Raw genomic sequence first — 22,641 nt, forward strand, 5'->3', positions numbered from 1 at the left:
TTGTGAAAGTAACAAATAAAAATTTATAGCTTAATGATAAGATTTTGTAACAACTGTTGATGCTTTTACGGGTTTACCATAAAATTCATCGTTAGGTGAAGGATCATTTTTGAGTTCAACATCTTCTACAAGAGCTAATTTGCCCCAAGTTAAGCGGTAGCCATCAAAACTCAAATCAGAGCCATAGTATTCAAAATTACCCACCATTTTCGGGTCGTAAGGAGCAAGGTGATCAAAAACAATCATGTTCACATTTTGATCAACTTTTAAAGTCATGGTGTTTTGTTTATTGTATTCAAATACCACTCTGTTTTTTAAAGCTGCATTCTTTTGAGTCTCAAAAATGTTTTTACCAAAAATGGGTTCGCCTTTTTCAAAAGATAAAACATCAATTACTTTTTTGGTAGTTTTAGCCGTATTTCCTTTCCATCCTAAAAGGATATAATAAGGTTGTTTGCCATTTACCAAAACAGGAATCATTTCGTAATATCTAGAACCAAACCAGCTTTTATTTGTGGTTATTGCATTTTGGTCTTCAAAATTTGTATGATCAGTTAAAGGGAAGAGTTTTAGACCTCCATTTGCTATGCCCATTTGTATGGTGCCATAATAACGGTAAGTGCCATCATTGTTTGGTAAAAACCAGGTGATGATCCGAAAGGCATTATCGGTTGATTTGATAATGGAAATTCGTTTAAGCGAATCGAAACCGTAATTAAACGACCCGTTTATTTTTAAAGCATTGATGAATTTTTTGATAAATAGCGCATTTTTCTCCACCCGATCATTATCTTCTGTTGCGGCAAAAGTTGCTTCGCTTAAAACCTTGAGCGAATCTTGGTAAAGATCTAAAGCAGGTTTGTTATCTAACTTTATGGTATGCTGTGCGTTAAGTTTATTAAACGCACAGCATAAAAAAAAGCCTATTAATAAATGAGTTTTAAAATCCTTAAACATCAAATTTTATTTGTGATTTGTTAACGCAAATTTTCGATAACTATTGCACTTGCACCACCGCCACCATTGCAAATACCAGCCACGCCAATTTTGCCATTGTTTTGAGCTAATACACTTAATAAGGTAACTACAATTCTAGCGCCAGACGCACCAAGCGGGTGACCAATTGCCACAGCGCCGCCGTTCACATTTACTTTATCACCATCTAAACCTAATTCTTGATTGTTGGCTAAAGAAACCACAGAGAAAGCTTCGTTAATTTCAAAGAAATCTACGTCAGTAGTTTTGAGATTGGCCTTACTTAATGCTAACGGAATAGCTTTAGATGGAGTAGTTGTAAACCATTCTGGCGCTTGTTGTGCATCAGCGTAAGCTAAAATTTTAGCCAATGGTTTAATACCCAATTCAGCTGCTTTTTCTGCACTCATTAAAACTAAAGCTGCTGCGCCATCATTTAAGGTTGATGCATTTGCAGCCGTAACAGTTCCATCTTTTTTAAATACAGGTTTTAAACCAGGAATTTTGTCAAATTTAACAGCGTTCGGTTCTTCATCTTGATTAAACAACGTAATCTCACCTTTACGATCTTTAATTTCAACTGCTACAATTTCTTCAGTAAATTTTCCTGAGGTTTGAGCAGCTTGCGCTCTTTGATAGGATTGTACTGCGAAATTATCTTGATCTTCGCGAGTAATGTTACAAGTTGATGCACACAATTCTGCCGCCGAACCCATGTGGTAATCGTTGTAAACGTCCCATAAGCCATCTTTTACTAAACCATCGGTGATTTGTCCGTGGCCAAGGCGATATCCGTTACGAGCTTTATCTAAATAGTAAGGTACATTACTCATGCTTTCCATACCACCTGCTACCACAATTTCATTTTGGCCAAGGGCGATGCTTTGGGCTGCTAACATAATTGCTTTTGTGCCCGATGCACATACTTTATTGATTGTTGTTGAAGGCACATCTGGTAAACCAGCAAATTTAGCGGCTTGGGTGGCGGGCGCTTGCCCTAAGTTTGCCGACAATACGTTGCCCATGTACACTTCTTGAATTTGTTCTGGTTCAATTCCGGCTTTTTCTACAGCGGCTTTAATTGCAAAACCACCTAATTGTGTTGCCGAAAATCCTGATAAAGTACCGCCGAAGCTGCCAACAGGCGTTCTAACAGCAGCAACAATTACTACATCTCTCATATGATATTTTTTATACTATTTGGTTGGCGCAATTTAGGCATTTGACCATAAATTACCGCACAAATGTAAGTTAATTGACTTTTTGCAGTTGCTTTGTGATATAAACCTGACCGACAGCGATTTCCATCAGACGGGTATGGTGTAGGGAATGGGAAAAGCAAAGGGCAGGGCTGATTTTGCGATGGAAGACTGAACCTTGTTTTTCTAATAATTTGTATAATAAATTACTCGTCTGTTTTGGCTTTTTTCTTTTTTTTACTCTTAATTGCTTCGTTTAGTAAATATTCAATCTGGCCATTTGTGCTTCTAAATTCATTAGCGGCCAATTCTTCCAATTCTTTTAACAAAGTTGGATTAATCCTTAATACAAAAGCTTTTTTATCTTTCTCTGACATCTAATTCTATTGCTCCTATATTTTGTGTGTTCTTCATATTGATCAAAAAAAGTTTTAACTCGGCTAATTTTGATGTGCTGAATAATATTTTTCTATTTTCTTTTAGCTCGATTTGTAAACCTAAATTAGCATCATTAAAAATATATGCTTTATCGTTGAATTTAAACCAAAGTTTATATCTATATCCCCAACCGCCATATTCTCCTAATGCATCAAACTTTCTGATGTATAGTTTTTCAATTTGTTGCCATGCTAAAAATTTATTTCTGGCAAATGGCCAATAGCGGTAATTGATGCCATTTACATCAATTTTAATGGTAAAAGAGTTTTTGGTAACCACATAAACGATGAGGTAAGGGAGTAAAATGGCAAAAATTGGTAAATAATGTGCAGTTCTTATTTCCTGCCAAGTCAGTTTATCTTTACTTAAAAACATGATGCTACAAACAATGATGGTTTCTATACCTAAAAGGATATATAACCACCAGAGTTTAAGTTGTTGTTTTTCAATAAATTCCATTAATTATATAAGGTGCCTGTGTTTACTACTGGTTGTACATTTCTATCTCCGCAAAGTACAACTAGTAAATTGCTTACCATAGCCGCTTTACGTTCTTCATCTAAATCAACAATTCCTTTTTCAGATAATCTGGCTAAAGCCATTTCTACCATTCCTACTGCACCTTCTACAATTAATTTGCGGGCAGAAATTACTGCAGAGGCTTGTTGGCGTTGTAACATGGCGCTTGCAATTTCTTGTGCATAAGCCAAGTGAGAAATACGAGCTTCAATTACTTCTACTCCGGCTCTAGATAAACGCTCGGTTAGTTCTTGCTCTAAAAGTACACTCACTTTTTCTGCACCATCTTTTAATGTAATTTCAGCACTTTCATCTTCCATATTATCATAAGAGAAACTGTTTGCCAAATGCCTAACGGCGGCTTCGCTTTGTATGTTCACGTATTGAAGATAGTTTTCTACGGCAAAAGAGGCTTTAGCTGTTTCATTAACCTGCCAAACAATTACAGCAGCAATTTCTATCGGATTACCCATTTTATCATTTACTTTTAGTTGCTGGCCATTTAGGTTACGAGCTCTCAGCGATAATTTACTTTTGGTAGTTAGTGGATTAACCCAGAAAAATCCATCAGACTTAACTGTACCAACGTATTTACCGAACAGTGTAAGTACTTTTGATTCATTAGGATTTACAATAATCAAGCCTGGCATTACCAGCACAAAATCTAAAAGTAAAGTAATGCCGCCTAACCAAAAATACTGGTTAATTAAAGCGTAAATTCCGCCAGCTAATAAAGCTAATGATACCAATAGCGTTAAATAGCCCGAAGGTGGTTTGATAATTTTTTCTGTTTGCATAATGATATTAATTTGATATCATAAATTGACAAATAATATTTTAGATTATCAAGTTTTTATAAGAAAATATTGAGGTGATTAAAACTGTTATTAAGTATTACCCCTATCTATTTAATTTTTGCTTAAGGAATTTGATGTAAGATTGGGTATAAAACAAAATTTACACAGTTAGAAAAATAATCTTAATTTTGAGTTAATCTAATTGTACTATTTTGGCTAAAATCAAAAAGAATTCACATAAAGTCCTTTACCGAAAATATTCTTCAAACATTAAATATGTGATGATGGTATTTTGTGTTTTGGTGATTACCCTTTATTTACCAAAACAACCAAGGTTTAGGTACGAAATAGAAAAGGGTAAGACTTGGCAAAGCAGAGACTTGATTTCGCCATTTAGCTTTGCGATTTTAAAAACCAACCCGCAGGTAAAAAATGATCAAACTGATGCATTAAATAATGTTTTACCAATTTACCAATTGAATAAAGATGTTAAGCAAGGTCAGATTGATGCTTTTTTAAATGAATTGGATGTAAGGTGGAAGACGAATAATTTTGCTGAAGCACAGAAAGAGGTGAATAAAAAAGAAGCGGTGAAAATGCTTCAGTTGATTTATAATAAAGGGATTATTGGTTTAACTGCTAAACATCAAAAAGATGGTAAATTTTATGATTTTTCGTTAGTAGATGATAATGTTTCGTCAAGGACAAATTCGCAAGACGTATTTACCTCTGCACAGGCCTTGGATTATTTTAAGACTAATTTCAAGTCTGTTGATGTAAGGTTTAAAGATGTTTTAATTGAATTGGTAGAAAGTCATTTAAAGCCAAATTTAATATTTGATGAAGCTTTAACAGAAACAGTAAAAAACAGCACCGTAAATAGCATTTCTACTACAAAAGGCATGGTGCAAAAAGGCGAACTTATAGTTGCTAAAGGTAATTTTGTAGACGATGAGATTTACCAAAAATTGGTTTCGTTTAAAGAAGCCTATGAAGCACAAACCAAAAATATTGGCGACAATAAGTTAGTTTATATCGGGCAGGTGTTATTGGTTGGGTTTATTATTACCTTACTTATGGTTTTTCTGTATTTGTTTAGGAAGGATATTTTTGCCGATAACAGACAGCTCTCTTTATTGTTGATTGTAATCACATCAATGCTATTGGCTTTAACTTGGGCGTTAAAACTGAATTTAAATAGTCTTTATTACATTCCTTTTTGTATTGTACCAATTATTATCAGAATACTATTTGATACTCGACTGGCTTTAAATTTGCATTTGTTAGTGATATTAATTGCTGGATTTTTTGTTCCTAACAGTTTTGAGTTTGTTTTTTATCAAACTACGGCAGGTATGGTGGCCATTTATAGCATTAAAAATCTTTTAAAAAGAGAACAACTCTTAATTTCTGCATCATTTATTTTAGCAGCTTATTTTGTTTCCTTTGTAGGGATAGCGCTCTTGAGAGAAGGAGATTTTAAACAAATTGACTGGTCGTTATTTGTGCCTTTTATCTTTAGTGTGCTATTGTCTTTATTGGCCTATCCGTTAATTTATGCCTTTGAAAGAGTTTTTGGAATAACCTCTGATGTGGCATTAATTGAGTTAACCAATACCAACAACAAATTGCTGCGTGAATTAGCTTTTAAGGCGCCAGGAACGTTTCAGCATTCGTTACAAGTAGCAAACCTTGCAGAGGCTGCTATTTTTAAAATTGGCGGAAATTCGTTATTGGTTAGGGCGGGAGCGTTGTATCACGATATCGGTAAAATGGAAAATCCACAATACTTTATCGAGAACCAGAATACAGCCGTTAGTCCGCATGATAAATTACCTTATGAGCAAAGTGCACAAATCATTATCAAACATGTTCATAAGGGTATAGAGATTACCCGTAAAAATAAACTACCAGAAACGGTAATCGATTTTATCAGAACTCACCATGGCAACACAAGAGTAGATTATTTTTATCAGTCATTTTTAAAAAATTCGCCCGAAAAATTTGTGGATGAGAATATTTTCAGGTATCCGGGACCTATACCATTTAGTAAAGAAACCGGCGTTTTAATGCTGGCAGATTCGGTAGAAGCAGCATCAAGAAGTCTAAAAAATCCGGATGCTCAAAGCATAGATGATCTGGTAGAAAGGATAATTAACTATAAATTGGAGCAAAATCAATTAGATGACTGCGATTTGACGTTAAAAGATTTAGAAACTATAAAGCTGATATTCAAGACGATGCTGATGAGTATCTATCATGTAAGAATAGATTATTTACAAACTGTGTAATTTTTTTTTGAAAACATAGTTGAATTGCTATATTTGCAACCTCAAAACGGATGTTTTTGATAAATCGGAGGGATGCCTGAGTGGCCGAAAGGAACAGTTTGCTAAACTGTCGTACTGGCAACGGTACCGAGGGTTCGAATCCCTCTTCCTCCGCTGAAATTTAAATTGCGATTAAGTGGTTTTTACAATAAAAAATCGTTTCTTTGCAATCCCTTTGAAAAAGGGTAAAGGTGATACCAAGTTCGGGATGTAGCGTAGCCCGGTATCGCGCCTGCTTTGGGAGCAGGAGGTCGTAGGTTCGAATCCTGCCATCCCGACAAAAGTTTGATTCCACTTTTAAATAAGGGTCATAAATAAAGGTGATACCAAGTTCGGGATGTAGCGTAGCCCGGTATCGCGCCTGCTTTGGGAGCAGGAGGTCGTAGGTTCGAATCCTGCCATCCCGACAACTTCCAGTTCATCTGGATACAAAAGCCTCTAAATTATCAAATTTAGGGGCTTTTTAGCTTTTAAGTAATTTATCGTAATCCCTGTGCAAATCAGGATATAGTTTAAACAGTAGTTCCGCTCTTTGTGTTATGCATTTTTTTTTGTCTGTTCAAATGCCTGAAGATTGTCGGTAAAATATTAGAAACGATACACTTTGTATAAAATCACTAGCTCGATTAAGCTTTAAAAGATTTCTACTCACCTTTTAAATTTCTTTACACTCAGCTCATATTCAACAAAAGACCTATACACATTCTGAATGGCACTAGTATGCCGCTATTGAATGCTCGGAGAAATAACAGCAGCCTGGTAATTGTGCAGATGGACTTCACCACTGTATAACAATACCTCGAATGAGGTCAACTGTATAGGGGCCAAGTATCCATTTTCTATCGAAGCAGACAAGTTAGCCAACACATATCCGTTGATCGACATTTTAGAAGTATTACTTACCTAGGTAATTGCCATATCCTTGGGGTTCATGACTATTCTTTAAAAAGCGCATTAAATGGTGGGTTCGGATAAGTTGAGTTTAAACGCAAGTTCCCTAACAGTAAGGTAGCAATGGATCAGATAACTCTAATAACAACAAGCAGGCGTTGTTTTAACAAATGTGAGCTGTTAAGTTAAATTGTTGTTCGACCACTTTTTTGAGTGTAGGACCGACGTTCCTTTAACTTGTTTTAAATCCTATATTCAATGAAGAAATAGGATTTTATTACTAATTATTAAATTATTTTTTGAGAAACATTAGTTAATTTGAAAATAAAATTTATATATTCGTGTACGTTAACGTAAATAATGTATGAACGGTCTACGTTAACTATTTTCTAAAGAATAAATGATTTATTGTTGAGGAGTATTGTAAGCTCCATTTTTTTGATACTTATTGCGGGTACGTAAACGTTAATAAAATTACATTGTTTTTAACTCTTTAATTATGGAGAAAATAGGTAGTTCTACACCAAATAGAGCTGTACAAGTAAAATCACTTACTGCTAAACAAACATTGATATCCATGTTTATTTTAGGAGGATTATTCTTTGTATTTGGTTTTATTACCTGGATTAATGCTATTTTAATTCCATATTTTAAAATAGCATGTGAGCTAAGTAATTTTCAATCTTATCTCGTTGCTTTTGCTTTCTATATATCCTATTTCGTTATGTCTTTACCATCATCTTATCTGCTGAAAAGGGTAGGGTTTAAAAAAGGTATCATGTATGGATTATGGATTATGGCTATTGGGGTATTTATATTCATTCCTGCTGCATTAAATAGAACCTATGAGATTTTTCTGATTGGGTTGTTTACCATCGGATCTGGCTTGGCTATTTTACAAACAGCCGCCAACCCATACATTACAATTTTGGGCCCTAGCGAGAAAGCAGCCAAACGTATTAGTTTCATGGGTATATGTAATAAGGGTGCTGGTATTTTAGCACCTTTAATATTTGCATCGGTAATATTTAAGGTTGCTGATAACGAAATGCTAAAACAACTCCCTTTGATGAATCATTTAGAAAGGCAATTAGCATTAGATGAATTAATTAGGCGTGTTATTTTACCTTATAGCATTTTAGGTATGTTGCTAACGTTATTAGGTATATTAATCCGTTTTTCTCCATTACCCGAAATTGATACTGAGCAAGAAGATGATGAATTATCATCTCTAAACGCAGACAAAAAAAGCCTGTTTGATTTTCCTTATTTAATATTAGGTGTTTTAGCCATATTTTTTCACGTTGGTACCCAAGTTATAGCTATTGATACCATAATTGCTTATGCAAATTCTATGGGCATGCCTATTATGGAAGCTAAAGTTTTTCCTTCTTACACTTTATTCACTACCATACTTGGTTATGGTTTAGGGATTATCCTTATTCCTAAATATATTTCTCAAGTAAATATGTTGCGTATTTGTACAATCCTTGGCGCAGCTTTAACACTTTTAATTATTTATAGCAGTGGTAGTTATACCTTTTTAGGGCACACTACTGATATTTCTATTTGGTTTATTGTGTTGTTAGGACTGGCCAATTCATTGGTTTGGGCTGGGATATGGCCTGTGGCTTTAAAAAACTTAGGTCGTTTTACCAAAGTTGGTGCCTCTGCATTAATTATGGCACTGTGTGGCAGTGCTATTTTTCCACTTATTTATGGCTATGTAGCAGATATGAGCAATGTAAGAACTGCTTACTGGATATTATTTCCGTGTTACCTGTATTTGGTTTTTTATGCTTGCTATGGGCATTTAATCCAAAGGTGGCTTCCAAATTTTAAAAAGAAATAAAGAATAATAGAAAAACTAACCAAGTAAAATATAAACCAAACTACAAAAATGAATGAATGTTAAAAAAACTAAACAAAGTTGAAGCAGGCCTAGGGCGTGGTATTCAACCTCCAAATGTTACATCAGGATTTTTAATCCTGCAAATCATTAAAAAAAATTAACCAAAGAATGAAAACAAAACAACTATTAACCAATTCTTCATTTCTTAACCTCTACAAAATTTTTATGTTGAAGCCAGCTTTTTTGTGTGCTTCGCTATTAATATGTGCTTCTAGTTTAAATGCTGCTACGAAGTCTATGGTTAATGAAATAAAAGCAATCAAATTAACAACAGCTTCTTTTTTAAAGGATGTGGTAGTTAAAGGAACCGTTAAGAATGATTTAGGCGAACCACTTGCAGGTGCAAGTGTAAGTGTAAAAGGTTCCAATGTTCGGGTAGCTACAACTGCTGATGGCGAATTCCAAATTACAAGTCCAGATGGCGGAACATTAGTTTTTACTTACATGGGTTATGTTTCGCAAGAAATTAGTGTGGGAAATAAAACATTAATTAATGTAACCATGCTGGTTGATGATCGAAAATATCAAATGAATGAAGTTGTTATCGTAGGCTACGGTACGCAAAAAAGATCTGATATTACAGGTTCAGTAACTTCTGTGCCTAAAGAAAGATTATCTCAATTGCCAGTTACTAACGTGTTACATGCAATGGAAGGGGCTGTTGCAGGTGTGAGAATTAGTCAATCTTCTTCTGTGCCCGGTAGTTCTGCTGGTGTTCAAGTTAGAGGTGTTAACTCTATTAATGCAAGTACTGCACCATTAACGGTAATTGATGGCGTTCCTTTTAGTAATCTTGGTGGTTCTATAAATGATATCAATCCAAACGATATAGAATCTATAGAAATACTTAAAGACGCATCTGCAGTTGCAGTATATGGAACTAGAGGATCGAGTGGTGTAATTTTAATTACCACTAAAAGAGGTAAAACAGGTAAGCCAACTATTAGATATAGTACTTTTGCTGGCCCAGAGTATCAGAATAAGACTTTAACACCTTTAAGTCCAGAACAATATGTGCAGCAGTATACTGATTTTTTAGCACAGAGGAACCAAAAACCTGGTGCTATTCCAGTTCCTAATGCCTACGAGCAAGAAAATTATACTGCTGGTAGAACTACAAATTGGTTAGATGAAATTTCACAACAAGGATTTATTCAAGATCATAACTTAAGTATTTCAGGAGGTGGTGATAAAATCAAATACTTTGTTTCTGGCGCTTATCAAAAGCAAAAAGGGGTATTAAAAGGTTACCAGTTTGGCAGAGCATCTTTTAGATCAAACTTAGATGCCACCATAACAGATTGGTTGACTGCCGGAACATCTTTGTTTTTTGCAGATAATAATACAGACGGAGGAACAGTAAGTTATTCATCGGCTATGCAAATGAGTCCTTATGGCCGTTTACGTGATCCAAATGGCGATTATACAATTTTTCCAATGCTTTCTGAAACATATACGAGAAACCCACTTCTGGGTTTAAATGCAGATGTTTTAAATAGACAAAAAAATCTTAACGGTATATTTTATGCAGAAATTAAACCAAAATTTATACCTGGTTTAAAATATAGATTAAATGCTAATTACTCATTCTTGCCGTCTCGTGGTGCATCGTATAGAGGTGCTAATACTGGGGATACTGATCAAGGTACTGCTGCAATCAGCAATTCTGAAACCAATAGTTGGATAGTTGAAAACATATTAACCTACGATAAAAACTGGGGAAAACATCATTTAGATGTTACTGCATTATATAGTGGTCAAGAAAAAAAATATTTTATAAGCAGCACAACTGGAAAAACCTTCATTAATGATGAAGTATCATATAATAATATAGGTGCAGCAGCTGTTGTAACGGCAAGTTCTTTTTTCAGTAGAGAAGCTTTGGTTTCTCAAATGGCTCGTTTTAACTACTCTTATGATAGTAAATACTTATTTACCGTAACGGCAAGACGTGATGGTTATTCTGCCTTTGGTTCTGCAACGAATAAATACGGAACTTTCCCTTCTGTAGCTTTGGGTTGGAATATTTCTAATGAGAACTTTTTAAAGAATGTTAAACAAATTGATAACATCAAGTTAAGAGCTTCTTACGGTACTTCTGGTAACCAAGCGGTAGGCGTGTATCAAACAATTAGTACGCAAGGTGTTACAAAATATATTTTTAACGGAATTACTGCAACTGGTTTAGTTTCAAGTTCTTTATTAACAAGTGGTGTATTAGGTAATGCAGAACTAAATTGGGAAAGTACAACTGGAAGTAACTTCGCCATTGACTTCTCTATTTTAAACAATAGAATAAGCGGTACAGTTGAAACTTATTTTACTAAAACCAACGATGTATTATTAAGGCGCCAGTTACCCACAATTACTGGCTTCGGAAGCATTTTTGATAATTTAGGTAGTGTTAAAAATAGGGGTATTGAATTTACCTTAAACACGGTTAACATAAAGAAAAAGGATTTTACTTGGTCATCAACTATCAACTTCTCATCTAACCGTAATGAGATCGTTTCGCTTTACGGAGATGGGAAGGATGATATTGGAAACAAATGGTTTATTGGTAAACCACTATATGCCATTTACGATTATCAACTAGCTGGAGTTTGGCAAGTAGGTGAAGACGCATCACAAGTGGATCCAGGGGCTACACCAGGAAGTTTAAAGTTTGTAGATATAAATGGTGATAAAAAAATCACCGAAGCTGATAGAGTTTATCAAGGTAGTAGTTTGCCAAAATGGACTGGTGGTATGATAAATAACTTCAAGTACAAAGAATTTGGCTTAAGTATTTTGGTGCAAACTGCGCAAGGAGCAAAAATAAACAACCCTTTATTGAACTTACAAAATTACGGAGGTCGTGTTAGTTTTCCGCAAGAAGTAGGGTACTGGACTGCAGCTAATATGAATAATACGCAGCCATCTTTAACTTATACTAATCCTAAGCAATATGCTTATCCTGTAGATCAAAATTATACTAGAATAAAGGATATTACGCTCAGCTATAGTTTAACTCAAAAAGCATTAGATAAAGTAAAATTAGGTAGTTTAACTGCCTTTGTAAGTGGTAGAAACATTGCAACTTTTACTGATTGGGTTGGTCTTGACCCTGAATTAAGTGTAAGTAATACGCAATCAGGTTTGGCAAATTCACCTCTTAGCTACGGTATATATCCGTTGGTTTCAACTTTTGTATTTGGTTTAAATGTTACACTACGTTAAAATCTAGAATAAGATATTATGAAAAAATTAATTTTATTATTACTCATTTCTCCAATTTTATTATGTTTTCTTTCATGTAAGAAATCTTTCTTAGACGAAAATTCTGATTCAGCATTTTCGCCTATTAATAGTTATAAAAATAAAGCGGGTTTAGAGGCCGGAATTGCAGGACTAATGTTAGCTGTTCGTGAGCAGTATACAACGCAGAACCCGGGGCAGTCATTATTGAATGTGATGCAAGTAGGTACAGATGTAGCTATAAATGGACAAAATGGACCAGAATCAGTTCCTTTTGAAAATTATACATTACTTAATCCTCAAGCGCTAGCCGTTTCTTACTATTGGACATGGGCTTATAAAGTAATCGCAAATGCTAATGCAATTATAGTAGGAGCAGCCGATGAAAGTGCTGTATTAACTACTGCTGAAAGAAACTTGTATACAGCTGAGGCTAAATTTTATAGAGCTTATGCTTATAATTTCTTAGTTACTTTGTATGGTGCTGTTCCATTGATAGACAAACCCGTAAATTCAGCAAAAACAGACTATACGAGGGCTACGTTGGAAAGTTTAAATACCTTAATCAACGATGACCTAATTTTTGCTGCGGCTAACCTTCCTAATATTGATGCAGTATCACAGTCAAGTAGAATAAATAAACAGGCAGCTAACCAATTATTAGCAGAAGCTTATTTAAGGCAAGGTAAGAATGACCTTGCAGAGGCACAATGTATGGCTGTAATTAATAGTCAGAAATTAGTTTTGGTTAAAACAAGATTTGGCGTTAATAAAAATTTACCTGGTGATCCATTTTCGGATATGTTTATAACAGGTAATCAACGTCGCTCATCAGGTAACACAGAATCTATTTGGGTTGAAGAAATGGAATACCTTACGCCAGGTGGTGGTACTCCTAATTTTGATCAACATAGAAGAGTTTGGGTACCTCATTATTCTGCTACTGTAGGTTCACCTAGAGTTGGAAACCTTTTGATTACTGATTCTTTAGGAGGACGTGGAATTGGACGTCTTCGCTTAAGCTGGTGGGTAATCAATAAGTTATACTCAACTAACGATATGCGTAACTCTAAGTACAATATACGTCGCGATTTTTTCTATAATGACCCTGCTTTTCCTGCTACTGTAGGAAAAAGAGTAGTACCAGCACCAGCAGATACCTTATTTAAGATTGTTCCTTACACTACTAAATGGAACCATTATGTTGCTGCAGATCCAGTTGGAAATAGTTCTTATAAAGATCTTACCATGATGCGTTTTGGAGAAACTTACCTGTTATTAGCTGAAGCACAGTTTAAACAATCTAAACTAGCTGAGGCAGCTACCTCTGTTAATGTTTTAAGAACAAGGGCCAATGCAGCTCAAGTTTCGGCATCAGATATTACATTAGATTTTATATTGGATGAACGTGTTAGAGAGTTAATTGGAGAAGAAAACCGAAGAATGACTTTAGTACGTACTGGAACACTTCTAGACAGAGCTAAGAGGTTAAACTTCATTCAAGCTTCAACGGTTCAAGCTTTCCATCAGCTTTGGCCTTTACCACAAAGTGAAATTGATTTGAATAAAGATGCCGTTCTAACTCAGAACCCAGGTTATAATAAATAAATACAATACAAGAGGTTGGTAGGTAAGTATCAATCTCTTGTATTTATAAAATTCAAGCGTTGCCAATAAAATGCGAATACCATTTATAAAATCTATCAGTCGAAATACTGAAATTGAAGAAGTAGGTCAATTGTTAGATACACTCCCTCAATCATTAATAAGTAATCAACTATGGGCAACATTCGAAAGTAATTGCGAAACTCATTTTGTAATTGCACATACTGGCGATACCATTGCTCTAAAATTCTTTGTAAAAGAAGATGTGATAAAAGTGAATACCCACCAAACAAATGGTAGGGTACATAAAGATAACTGTGTAGAGTTTTTTGTGTGTTTTGGCGAGCAAAATCATTATTACAACATCGAATTAAATTGTACAGGCATTTGTTTAGTAGGTGTTGGAGAGGGGAGATTAAACAGAGTTTTATTAGAAGATAAACTCATCGCTAAAGTAAAAACTTACATCAAAATTAATACTGCTCCAAAAAACACAAGCACAAAATACATGTGGGAAATTACTGCAATTATACCCATCGAAGTTTTTGAAGCGCATAAGTTAGAAAGCTTTCATCAAATAAAAGGAGCTGGAAATTTTTTTAAATGTGGCGATGATTTGCCGCAACCACATTTTTACAGCTGGAATAAAATCGAATCGACAAAAATTGATTTTCATTTGCCTCAGTTTTTTGGCGAGCTAGCTTTTGATTAATACTTTTTAATACCAAAAACACCTATGAAGAAAATAAAAATCATTAACGGAAATATCATTACACCCACACATATTATAAAAAATGGTACACTCTTAATTATTGATAATAAGATAGAATTAATAAGTGAAGTTGATGTTGATACTTCTGATTACCAAATAATAGATGCAAAGGGAAATTATGTTTCTCCGGGCTTTATTGATATTCATATACATGGTGGTGGTGGACATGATTTTATGGATGGCACAGAAGAGGCTTATCTCAAAATTGCTGAAATACACGCCACTTATGGTACCACAGCAATGGCACCTACCACACTTACCAGTGCAAAAGAAGATTTATTAAAAGCTGTAGATTTATATAAAAGTGCAGATGCTAACAATACTAAAGGTGCACAATTTATTGGTTTGCATTTAGAAGGACCATATTTTGCATTAAACCAAAGCGGCGCACAAGATCCTCGTTACATCAGAAATCCTGATATAGAAGAATATAAAGAAATTATTGCACATGGTGATGTGATTAAACGTTGGAGTGTGGCTCCAGAACTTCCAGGTGCAGTAGAAATGGGTAAATATTTAACATCTAATGGAATAATTGCCTCCATAGCGCATACCGATGCTATTTACGAAGAAGTTGTGGTTGCGGTAGAAAACGGATATAGTTTAGCAACACATCTTTATTCGGCCATGTCAGGGGTTACAAGGCGTAATACTTATCGCTATGCAGGTGTAATTGAAAGCGCTTTATTAATGGATGAAATAGATGTAGAAATTATAGCCGATGGTATTCATTTACCTGCGCCATTGTTAAAGTTAGTTTACAAAATTAAAGGTGCTGAAAGAACAGCTTTAATTACCGATGCTATGCGTGGGGCTGGAATGCCAGAAGGAGAGAGTGTGCTTGGTAATAAAGATACTGGCTTAAAAGTAATTGTAGAAAATGGCGTGGCCATAATGGCCGATAGATCTTCTTTTGCAGGCAGTGTGGCTACAACAGATAGACTAGTTAGAACCATGGTGCAAATAGCAGATGTTTCATTAATAGAGGCAGTTAAAATGATGTCTAAAACTCCTGCTAAAATTATGGGTATTGAAGCAACAAAAGGAACTTTAGCCGCCGGTAAAGATGCTGATATATTAATTTTCGACGAAAACATCAATATCAAAATCACAATGATTAATGGAAATGTGGTGTATACTTCGCCAGATTTTGTGAATTAAAATTAAATTAAATGAGAGAATTTATAAAAGATAAATTAACCGTTAAAATTTTCGAAAATAGGAAACTAATGGGAGAGGCTGTTGCCGGTGCGGTTAGTAATCAAATTAATGAGTTATTAAGCACGCAGCCTTTCGTAAATATTATTTTTGGTGCTGCTCCATCACAAAATGATTTTTTCGAATCTCTGCTAAAAAAGGACATCGATTGGGCAAGGCTTAATGCCTTCCACATGGATGAGTATGTAAATTTAGCTGCAGATGCACCACAGGGATTTGGTAATTTTTTAAAAGAACGACTATTCGATTTGGCACCTTTTAATACCATAAATTATATAGATGGAAATGTTGCAGATTATAAAGCAGAGTGTTTAAGGTATACCGCATTATTGAACGAATTTGAAACGGACATTGTGTGTTTAGGTATTGGAGAAAACACGCATTTAGCATTTAACGATCCGCATGTAGCTGATGAAAATGATCCTTTCCTTGTAAAACGAGTTGATTTAGACGAAGCTTGTCGTACACAACAGGTTAATGATGGTTGTTTCGCAACGATTAATGAAGTACCAACTCATGCACTTACGCTTACTTTACCAGCACTATTAAAAGCTCCCTTTGCTTTCTGTACAGTTCCAACAGAGAAAAAAGCACAAGCAGTTTATCTAACCATAAATGAAGAAATTAGTGATAACTTTCCATCAACTCTGTTAAGGAAACATAAAAATGCTGTGTTATTTTTAGATAACTTGAGTAGTGTACAGCTTAGCAATTAGTATAAAAATTACAAACCAAATATACCTTAAGAAATGAAATGTGAACTTACTAAAGAACAGCTTGAGTTCTACCAATTTAACGGCTTTATTGTAATCGAAGATTTTTTATCTGCAGAAGAGTTAACACAATGGCGTGAAGCAGTTACAGAAGCGGTAAAAGAAAGAAATGGATTAAAAATGCCCGGAAAAGAAGCTAAAATGGGTATGGATGATGGAATTAATAAAGATTCAGAATATTTTTCTAAAGTTTTTGATCAGTTACTTAACCTTTGGCAAACAAATGATAAGGTGAAGCAAATTATGCTCGACGAGAGAATTGGTAAAATGGCGGCCCAACTTTCTGGTTCAAGTGGAATTAGAATATGGCATGACCAAGCTTTATTTAAACGTCCTTGGGCAAACCCAACATCATGGCATTTAGATACACCTTTCTGGTCTTTTTCTGATAGAAAAGCATTATCTATTTGGGTAGCTTTAGATGATGCAACTTTAGAAAACGGATGTTTATATTTTATTCCCGCTTCGTTTAAAGAAACAACTTACGAAAATAAAGGAATTGGTAAAAATATGGATGGAATTTTTCAGGCATATCCACAATTTGCTCAAGTAGTTTCTGTTGCGGCGCCTATGAAAGCAGGAAGTTGCTCTTTTCATAATGGGCTAACTATACACGGTGCAGGTGCAAACATGACCAGTGGCTACAGAAGAGCCATGACTTGTGCTTACATGCCAGATGGGAATTTATTTAATGGGGAGCCAAATATTTTGCCAGAGAAATATTTAAATACGCTTACCATTGGCGATGAACTAAATAACGATGAACAAAATCCGCTAATTTATAAATCTTAAATTATTCAATGAAATTTTTGTGTCCACGTTGGGGTTTCGAATCCATTTCTTGGGATGTTTATTTAAAGCAGGTTAAAGATGCAGGTTACGCTGGTATAGAATGGTTTCCATTTGGCGAAACTTGTAATTACAGCGAAGTACTTGATTTACTAACTAAATATGAGTTAGATTTTTCCATAGTTATGGCTGTAATTAAGCCATACGTTAGTTTCGAAGCTTACTATAAACAACTAGAATTAGATTTACATCAACTAATGGAAATTAGAAATGAAGTAAAAACGCCATTGTTTTTTAGTGCGCAAATAGGAAGAGAGTTTTTTAGCACAAAAAAAATAGAAACATGCTTATCGCTATGCAATAGAATAGAATTAGAGTATCAAACACCCATATATCAAGAAACCCATCGCAATAAATGGACTTTCGCTGCACATACTGTTGAACCAATGCTTAAAAAACATGCTGATTTAAAATTAACATTTGATGTTTCTCATTGGTTTTGCGTATCGGAGAGTTATTTAGAAGATCAACAAGAAGCGGTAGATCTGGCTATTACACATGCAAAACATATCCATGCTAGAGTTGGTAGTACACAGTCATCTCAAGTTTGGGATCCAGCAAATGATGATTATTCAGATGCTCTTGCGGCTCACTTAAAAATTTGGGATAAATGGATTGCGCAAATGAAGAAAAATAAACAGCTAATAACCATTACTCCAGAATTTGGTCCAGAGCCATATTTGGTAAAAGGAAATAGAAATATTTCATTAAGTGACGAACAATGGAGGATTAATTTATGGATGAAAGAATTATTACAGAATCGTTATTGCTAAAATAGCTTTATGAAAAGAAGATCTTTTTTACAAAAAACAACTATTTTATCAGCTGCAAGCGTGATGATGCTAAATAATACTTCTTTTTCGAAGTCTATAGCAAACACCTTTATGCAGCTGGTTGATGATGATTTTAAAAATCCATCGGCTAACTATCGTCCTTTTGTACGTTGGTGGTGGAATGGTAATAAAATAGAAAAAACTGAATTAGCCAGGGAGCTCAAATTGTTAAAGGATGCGGGAATTGGTGGAGTAGAAATTAATCCGATTTCCTTTCCTTCTGATACCGATGATATGGGTATTCCATCTGTTGAGTGGTTAAGCGATGAATGGATAGATTTATTGAAATTTACCTTAGATGAAGCAAAAAAACTAGACTTAACTTGTGATCTTTTAGCTGGTACAGGATTTCCTTTTGGGGCCGAATTTTTAGAAGGAGATGAACGTGCTCAAGTAGTGGTAACTGCGGTAAAAAAATTACAAGGGCCATTAAAAACTGAAATATCACTTTTTGATCTTTTTAAAGAAGCAGATCCTGCAACTTTAAGTCCATACATGGGGCGTAAAATGGAAATGTTAGCACTAAACATTGTTCCTGATCCTTTAAATAGCTTTGATGAAGTTAAAAATATCACTGATAAAGTAGCAGATGGTGTGGTTAAAATTGAATTACCCCAAGGCAAATTTGCTATTTATGCATTGGTAAAAATAGATGGTTTTATGAAGGTTATTCAGGGTACGACAGGTGGTAGTGGCCCTGTACTTAACCATTATAACGAAAAGGCTGTTAAAAAATACCTCAACAAAATAACAGATACTATTCAAAACAGAATTGGGCCGTTGGCTCCAAACATTCGTTCGTTTTTTGTTGATAGTTTAGAAATGGAAGGTGCCAATTGGACCAGCGATATGATGGTTGAGTTTAAAAAACGTAGGGGATATGACCTTTATCCTTACTTGCCTTTTATATTATTTAGAACAGGTAGGATGGGCAATACTATCGATTTAAATTACGCTGTTAAAATCAATCCAGAAATGGAAAAGATGCTTAACAGAATGAGATACGATTTTGAACTTACCAAAGCAGAACTTTTTAGAGAAAGATTTTCTATTAGTTTTAGTAATTGGTGTAGCGATAACAAAATAAAATCTAGAGCACAAGCTTATGGAAGAGGTCATTTTCCGTTGGAGGGAAGTTTTGATATGGATATACCTGAAGGCGAAACTTGGCTAAAGTATGGTGTTGGAGAAGAAATTTCTGAAAAGGATTTTACAAAATATCCATGGCATTTGGGCCGAGGTAACACCATGATTAACAAATATGTCTCATCTGCAGCACATTTAAAAGGGAAAAAGTTAATTAGTTCTGAAGAGTTAACCAATACAGATATGGTTTTTGCCGAATCGTTAGCTTTATTTAAAATAGCAGGCGATCAAAGTACAATTTCTGGTATTACACATCCAATTTTTCATGGTTTTAATTATTCTCCTAAAGCTGCGGCTTTTCCGGGTTGGATAACTTATGGTGGTTATTTTAATGAAAACCATACTATTTGGCCATACTTTAAACTTTATACAGCTTACCGAGCCAGACAATCAGCTTTGCTACAACAAGCTACTTTTTTTGCTGATATTGCTATAATGGCGCCAATTGGCGATATGTGGGGTGATTTTGGCGCTCAGATGGAACCATTCCCTTCTCGTGTTACGCCACCTTACCAAATGTTAGTTTGGGAATCTATTCACCAAAATGGAAATGCTTGCGATTATGTTTCAGAACAAGTTATAGCCGATGCATCGTTTGATAATGGATGGATGAGTTATGGAAAAAGGAAATACCATACACTGTTTTTAATAGAAGTTAAGAGTATTTCGCCTCAAACAGCAAAAAAATTATATGATTTTGTAGTTGCTGGTGGACGTATTTTTTGTATTGAGGCCTATCCAGAGACATCTTTGGGCTGGTTTAATCATCAGCAAAAAGATGTAGAAGTAAATGAATGGATAGGTAAATTAAAACAATATCCTGAGCGCTTTATCCTAATTTCTAAACCCGAATCTAATTTTAAAGCATGGTATCAGGCTATCCAAACTAAGTACGGCATTACACCTTATGTTAAAATTGCTAATCCTAATACTTTTATATCACAAGTAAGATATCAAACAGACAATACAGAAATATTCATTTTTAATAACTCAAGCGCACATAAAAGTATTGATTTGGATGCTACATTTTCGCCAGAAATTATCACTAATAAACAAGCTTGGCTTTGGGATGCAGTAACTGGAGAAAAATACAAGTTAGCTGTAAAAAACGGTCAATTTAAAGTTAAACTGTATCCAGCTGATTCGAAAATTATAGTATATAATAGCGAAAAAAATGGGCAAGATTGGCAGCCTATACCAGAGTTAACACCTCAAGCACAAAAGCTAAATCTATCATGGAAGACTGAATTTAAACACATGAATGGAACTGTGAAAAATAGAGAATTTACACAGTTAAGCGATTTAAAAGATATGCCTGATTTTGCCAATTTTGCAGGTACAGTTACCTATAGGTATAATTTACAAGTATTAAATCCTGCTAAGTTGAAATATTTAGATTTAGGCAAAGTTTTTGGCATTGCCGAACTTTTTGTAAATGGTAAACAAATAGGCGTTACATGGTATGGTCGCAATGCATTTGTATTAGGTAATAGCCTAAAAAAAGGTAATAATGCCATCGAAATTAAGGTTACAACAGTAATGTTAAATTACATGAAATCCTTAACAGAAAATACAATTGCACAATATTGGGCAAATAATAGTAAAAGAAAAGAACAACCGCTACAACCTTTGGGTATGGTTGGCCCAGTAAATTTATTTTAACTAAAATTATACATTATGAAATTTAAAAAGAGAATATTGCTGATGCTATTCGTTTTAGTGCAAAGCACAGCTGTTTTTGCTAAAGATTATAAAGCTTCATTTTTTCATATCAAATCTGATGGTGCTACCATGAATACCCGTTCCATACAATTCGCTATTGATCATATCAGTAAAAATGGTGGCGGCAGGTTAGTTTTTTATGTGGGTAGATATTTAACTGGTTCAATACACATGAAATCTAATGTAACACTACATTTAGAGGAAGGAGCTGTATTATTGGGTTCAACCAATCCGTTTGACTATGATAGAATTGGAAACACAGCATTGATACATGCTAGAGATTTAGAAAATGTAGGGATTACGGGGAAAGGAATGATTGATGGCCAAGGAAGAGCTTTGGCAAACAACTCAATTGCTTATGCAAATGATGGTTTAATTGAGGATATCCTGAAATACGATAGAACGAGAGAATCAATTAGGCCAATGGTAATTTATTGGGTTGGTTGTACAAATGTAAATATAAAGGATGTAATTCTTCAAAATTCTGCTTGCTGGTTACAAACTTACGAACGTTGCAAAAACTTGGTTATTGATCATATTACTGTTAACAACGTTGCTTTTTGGAATAGCGATGGTATTGATATAGTTGACTGCGATAACGTGGTGATAACCAACAACAACATTGACGCTGCTGATGATGGGATTTGTCTTAAATCTCACAACGAGAAATTTTATTGTAACAACATATTAATTGAAAATAACATTGTACGTACCAGTGCAAACGGTATAAAATTAGGTACTGCTGGCAAAGGTGGTTTCAGAAACATAAAAATCATTAATAATACTGTTTACAATACTTATCGCTCTGCAATTGCTTTGCAAAGTGTAGATGGTGGCTTTTTAGAAGATATTGTTGTAGATGGCTTAAAAAGTACAAATACTGGTAATGTTATCTTTTTGAGGTTAGGAGAAAGAGTTGTAGGTAAAAAATCTACAATGGATAGAATATCGATTAAAAATGTGGTTGCAGATGTGCCTTTTGGCAAAGCAGATGCAGGTTATGATTATGAAGGGCCTATAGAAGATATGCCAAGAAATATTTCTCCAATTATTATAGCTGGTTTACCAGGCCAATATATAAACAATGTAACTTTTAGTAATTTCGAGGTTACTTACCCTGGAGCAGGTAATAAATTTTTAGCTTATGTAGCTTTAGATAAGTTAGATAGCATACCAGAAGTTCCAGATGGTTATCCAGAGTTTTCTATGTTTAAGGAAGTGCCTGCATGGGGTATTTATGTTAGACATGCAAAAAATATAAATTTTTCTAATATTAAACTAAAAGCAGATAAGAAAGATTACAGGTTGCCAATTGTAATGGACGATGTACAAGGAGCTGAGCTTAAAAAAGTTACTTTTGAGCAAATTGATCAAAAGAAATTATTACATACTTATAAATCTACTAACGTTACTGTTAAGTAATTA

Annotated in this window: 16 protein-coding genes and 3 tRNA genes; 14 read left to right on the top strand and 5 right to left on the bottom strand. The window is 34.6% G+C overall.

Going from position 1 to position 22,641, the window contains the following annotated elements:
* Positions 1 to 30: 30 nt before the first annotated feature.
* The 5 genes from FA045_RS09775 to FA045_RS09795 all read right to left on the bottom strand — a co-directional run bounded on the left by FA045_RS09775 (position 31) and on the right by FA045_RS09795 (position 3,928).
* Positions 31 to 957, bottom strand: coding sequence for a hypothetical protein (locus FA045_RS09775; protein ID WP_136876881.1), 927 nt, complete (start codon positions 955 to 957; stop codon positions 31 to 33).
* Between the two features lie 20 nt (positions 958 to 977).
* The gene (locus FA045_RS09780) at positions 978 to 2,156 is read right to left on the bottom strand and encodes an acetyl-CoA C-acyltransferase (RefSeq protein WP_136876882.1); all 1,179 of its coding nucleotides are present in this window, start codon (positions 2,154 to 2,156) and stop codon (positions 978 to 980) included.
* A gap of 224 nt (positions 2,157 to 2,380) precedes the next feature.
* On the bottom strand, positions 2,381 to 2,551 hold the full coding sequence (locus tag FA045_RS09785) for an Arc family DNA binding domain-containing protein (RefSeq protein ID WP_136876883.1): 171 nt from the start codon (positions 2,549 to 2,551) through the stop codon (positions 2,381 to 2,383).
* Positions 2,535 to 3,071 (bottom strand): hypothetical protein, encoded by a 537-nt coding sequence (locus FA045_RS09790; RefSeq protein ID WP_136876884.1) that lies wholly within the window; start codon positions 3,069 to 3,071, stop codon positions 2,535 to 2,537. Before FA045_RS09790 ends, FA045_RS09785 begins: the two co-directional genes overlap by 17 nt.
* Positions 3,071 to 3,928 (bottom strand): SPFH domain-containing protein, encoded by an 858-nt coding sequence (locus tag FA045_RS09795; RefSeq protein ID WP_136876885.1) that lies wholly within the window; start codon positions 3,926 to 3,928, stop codon positions 3,071 to 3,073. The genes FA045_RS09790 and FA045_RS09795 overlap by 1 nt, the downstream gene beginning before the upstream one ends.
* A gap of 284 nt (positions 3,929 to 4,212) precedes the next feature.
* Here FA045_RS09795 and FA045_RS09800 point away from each other — a divergent pair, with 284 nt between their 5' ends.
* From FA045_RS09800 to FA045_RS09865, 14 genes are all read left to right on the top strand, one after another.
* Positions 4,213 to 6,219: an HD family phosphohydrolase gene (locus FA045_RS09800; protein ID WP_136876946.1), complete on the top strand. Its 2,007-nt coding sequence runs from the start codon at positions 4,213 to 4,215 to the stop codon at positions 6,217 to 6,219.
* Positions 6,220 to 6,285: 66 nt separating this feature from the next.
* Positions 6,286 to 6,372, top strand: a tRNA-Ser gene (locus tag FA045_RS09805).
* A 90-nt stretch (positions 6,373 to 6,462) separates the two neighbouring features.
* Positions 6,463 to 6,536 (top strand) — tRNA-Pro (locus FA045_RS09810).
* 55 nt (positions 6,537 to 6,591) lie between these two features.
* A tRNA-Pro gene (locus tag FA045_RS09815) sits at positions 6,592 to 6,665 on the top strand.
* A 983-nt stretch (positions 6,666 to 7,648) separates the two neighbouring features.
* A complete protein-coding gene (locus FA045_RS09820) occupies positions 7,649 to 9,001 on the top strand; it encodes a sugar MFS transporter (RefSeq protein WP_136876886.1) in 1,353 nt (450 codons plus the stop codon).
* Positions 9,002 to 9,169: 168 nt separating this feature from the next.
* Complete coding sequence (locus FA045_RS09825) at positions 9,170 to 12,280, top strand: SusC/RagA family TonB-linked outer membrane protein (protein ID WP_205943131.1); 3,111 nt, start codon at positions 9,170 to 9,172, stop codon at positions 12,278 to 12,280.
* Positions 12,281 to 12,298: 18 nt separating this feature from the next.
* On the top strand, positions 12,299 to 13,906 hold the full coding sequence (locus FA045_RS09830) for a RagB/SusD family nutrient uptake outer membrane protein (RefSeq protein WP_136876887.1): 1,608 nt from the start codon (positions 12,299 to 12,301) through the stop codon (positions 13,904 to 13,906).
* Positions 13,907 to 13,976: 70 nt separating this feature from the next.
* Entirely contained in the window at positions 13,977 to 14,615 is a 639-nt protein-coding gene (locus tag FA045_RS09835) for a carbohydrate-binding family 9-like protein (protein WP_136876888.1), read from the top strand.
* 24 nt (positions 14,616 to 14,639) lie between these two features.
* Complete coding sequence (gene nagA, locus FA045_RS09840; RefSeq protein WP_136876889.1) at positions 14,640 to 15,836, top strand: N-acetylglucosamine-6-phosphate deacetylase; 1,197 nt, start codon at positions 14,640 to 14,642, stop codon at positions 15,834 to 15,836.
* A gap of 11 nt (positions 15,837 to 15,847) precedes the next feature.
* A complete protein-coding gene (locus tag FA045_RS09845; protein WP_136876890.1) occupies positions 15,848 to 16,609 on the top strand; it encodes a 6-phosphogluconolactonase in 762 nt (253 codons plus the stop codon).
* Between the two features lie 33 nt (positions 16,610 to 16,642).
* Positions 16,643 to 17,458: a phytanoyl-CoA dioxygenase family protein gene (locus FA045_RS09850; RefSeq protein ID WP_136876891.1), complete on the top strand. Its 816-nt coding sequence runs from the start codon at positions 16,643 to 16,645 to the stop codon at positions 17,456 to 17,458.
* Positions 17,459 to 17,466: 8 nt separating this feature from the next.
* Positions 17,467 to 18,288, top strand: coding sequence for a sugar phosphate isomerase/epimerase family protein (locus FA045_RS09855; protein WP_136876892.1), 822 nt, complete (start codon positions 17,467 to 17,469; stop codon positions 18,286 to 18,288).
* A gap of 9 nt (positions 18,289 to 18,297) precedes the next feature.
* The gene (locus FA045_RS09860; protein WP_136876893.1) at positions 18,298 to 21,156 is read left to right on the top strand and encodes a glycosyl hydrolase; all 2,859 of its coding nucleotides are present in this window, start codon (positions 18,298 to 18,300) and stop codon (positions 21,154 to 21,156) included.
* Positions 21,157 to 21,171: 15 nt separating this feature from the next.
* Entirely contained in the window at positions 21,172 to 22,638 is a 1,467-nt protein-coding gene (locus FA045_RS09865) for a glycoside hydrolase family 28 protein (RefSeq protein WP_136876894.1), read from the top strand.
* Positions 22,639 to 22,641 lie beyond the last annotated feature (3 nt).

Origin of the sequence: Pedobacter cryotolerans (assembly GCF_005116475.1) — a bacterium.
In the GTDB taxonomy this organism is placed as follows: domain Bacteria; phylum Bacteroidota; class Bacteroidia; order Sphingobacteriales; family Sphingobacteriaceae; genus Pedobacter; species Pedobacter cryotolerans.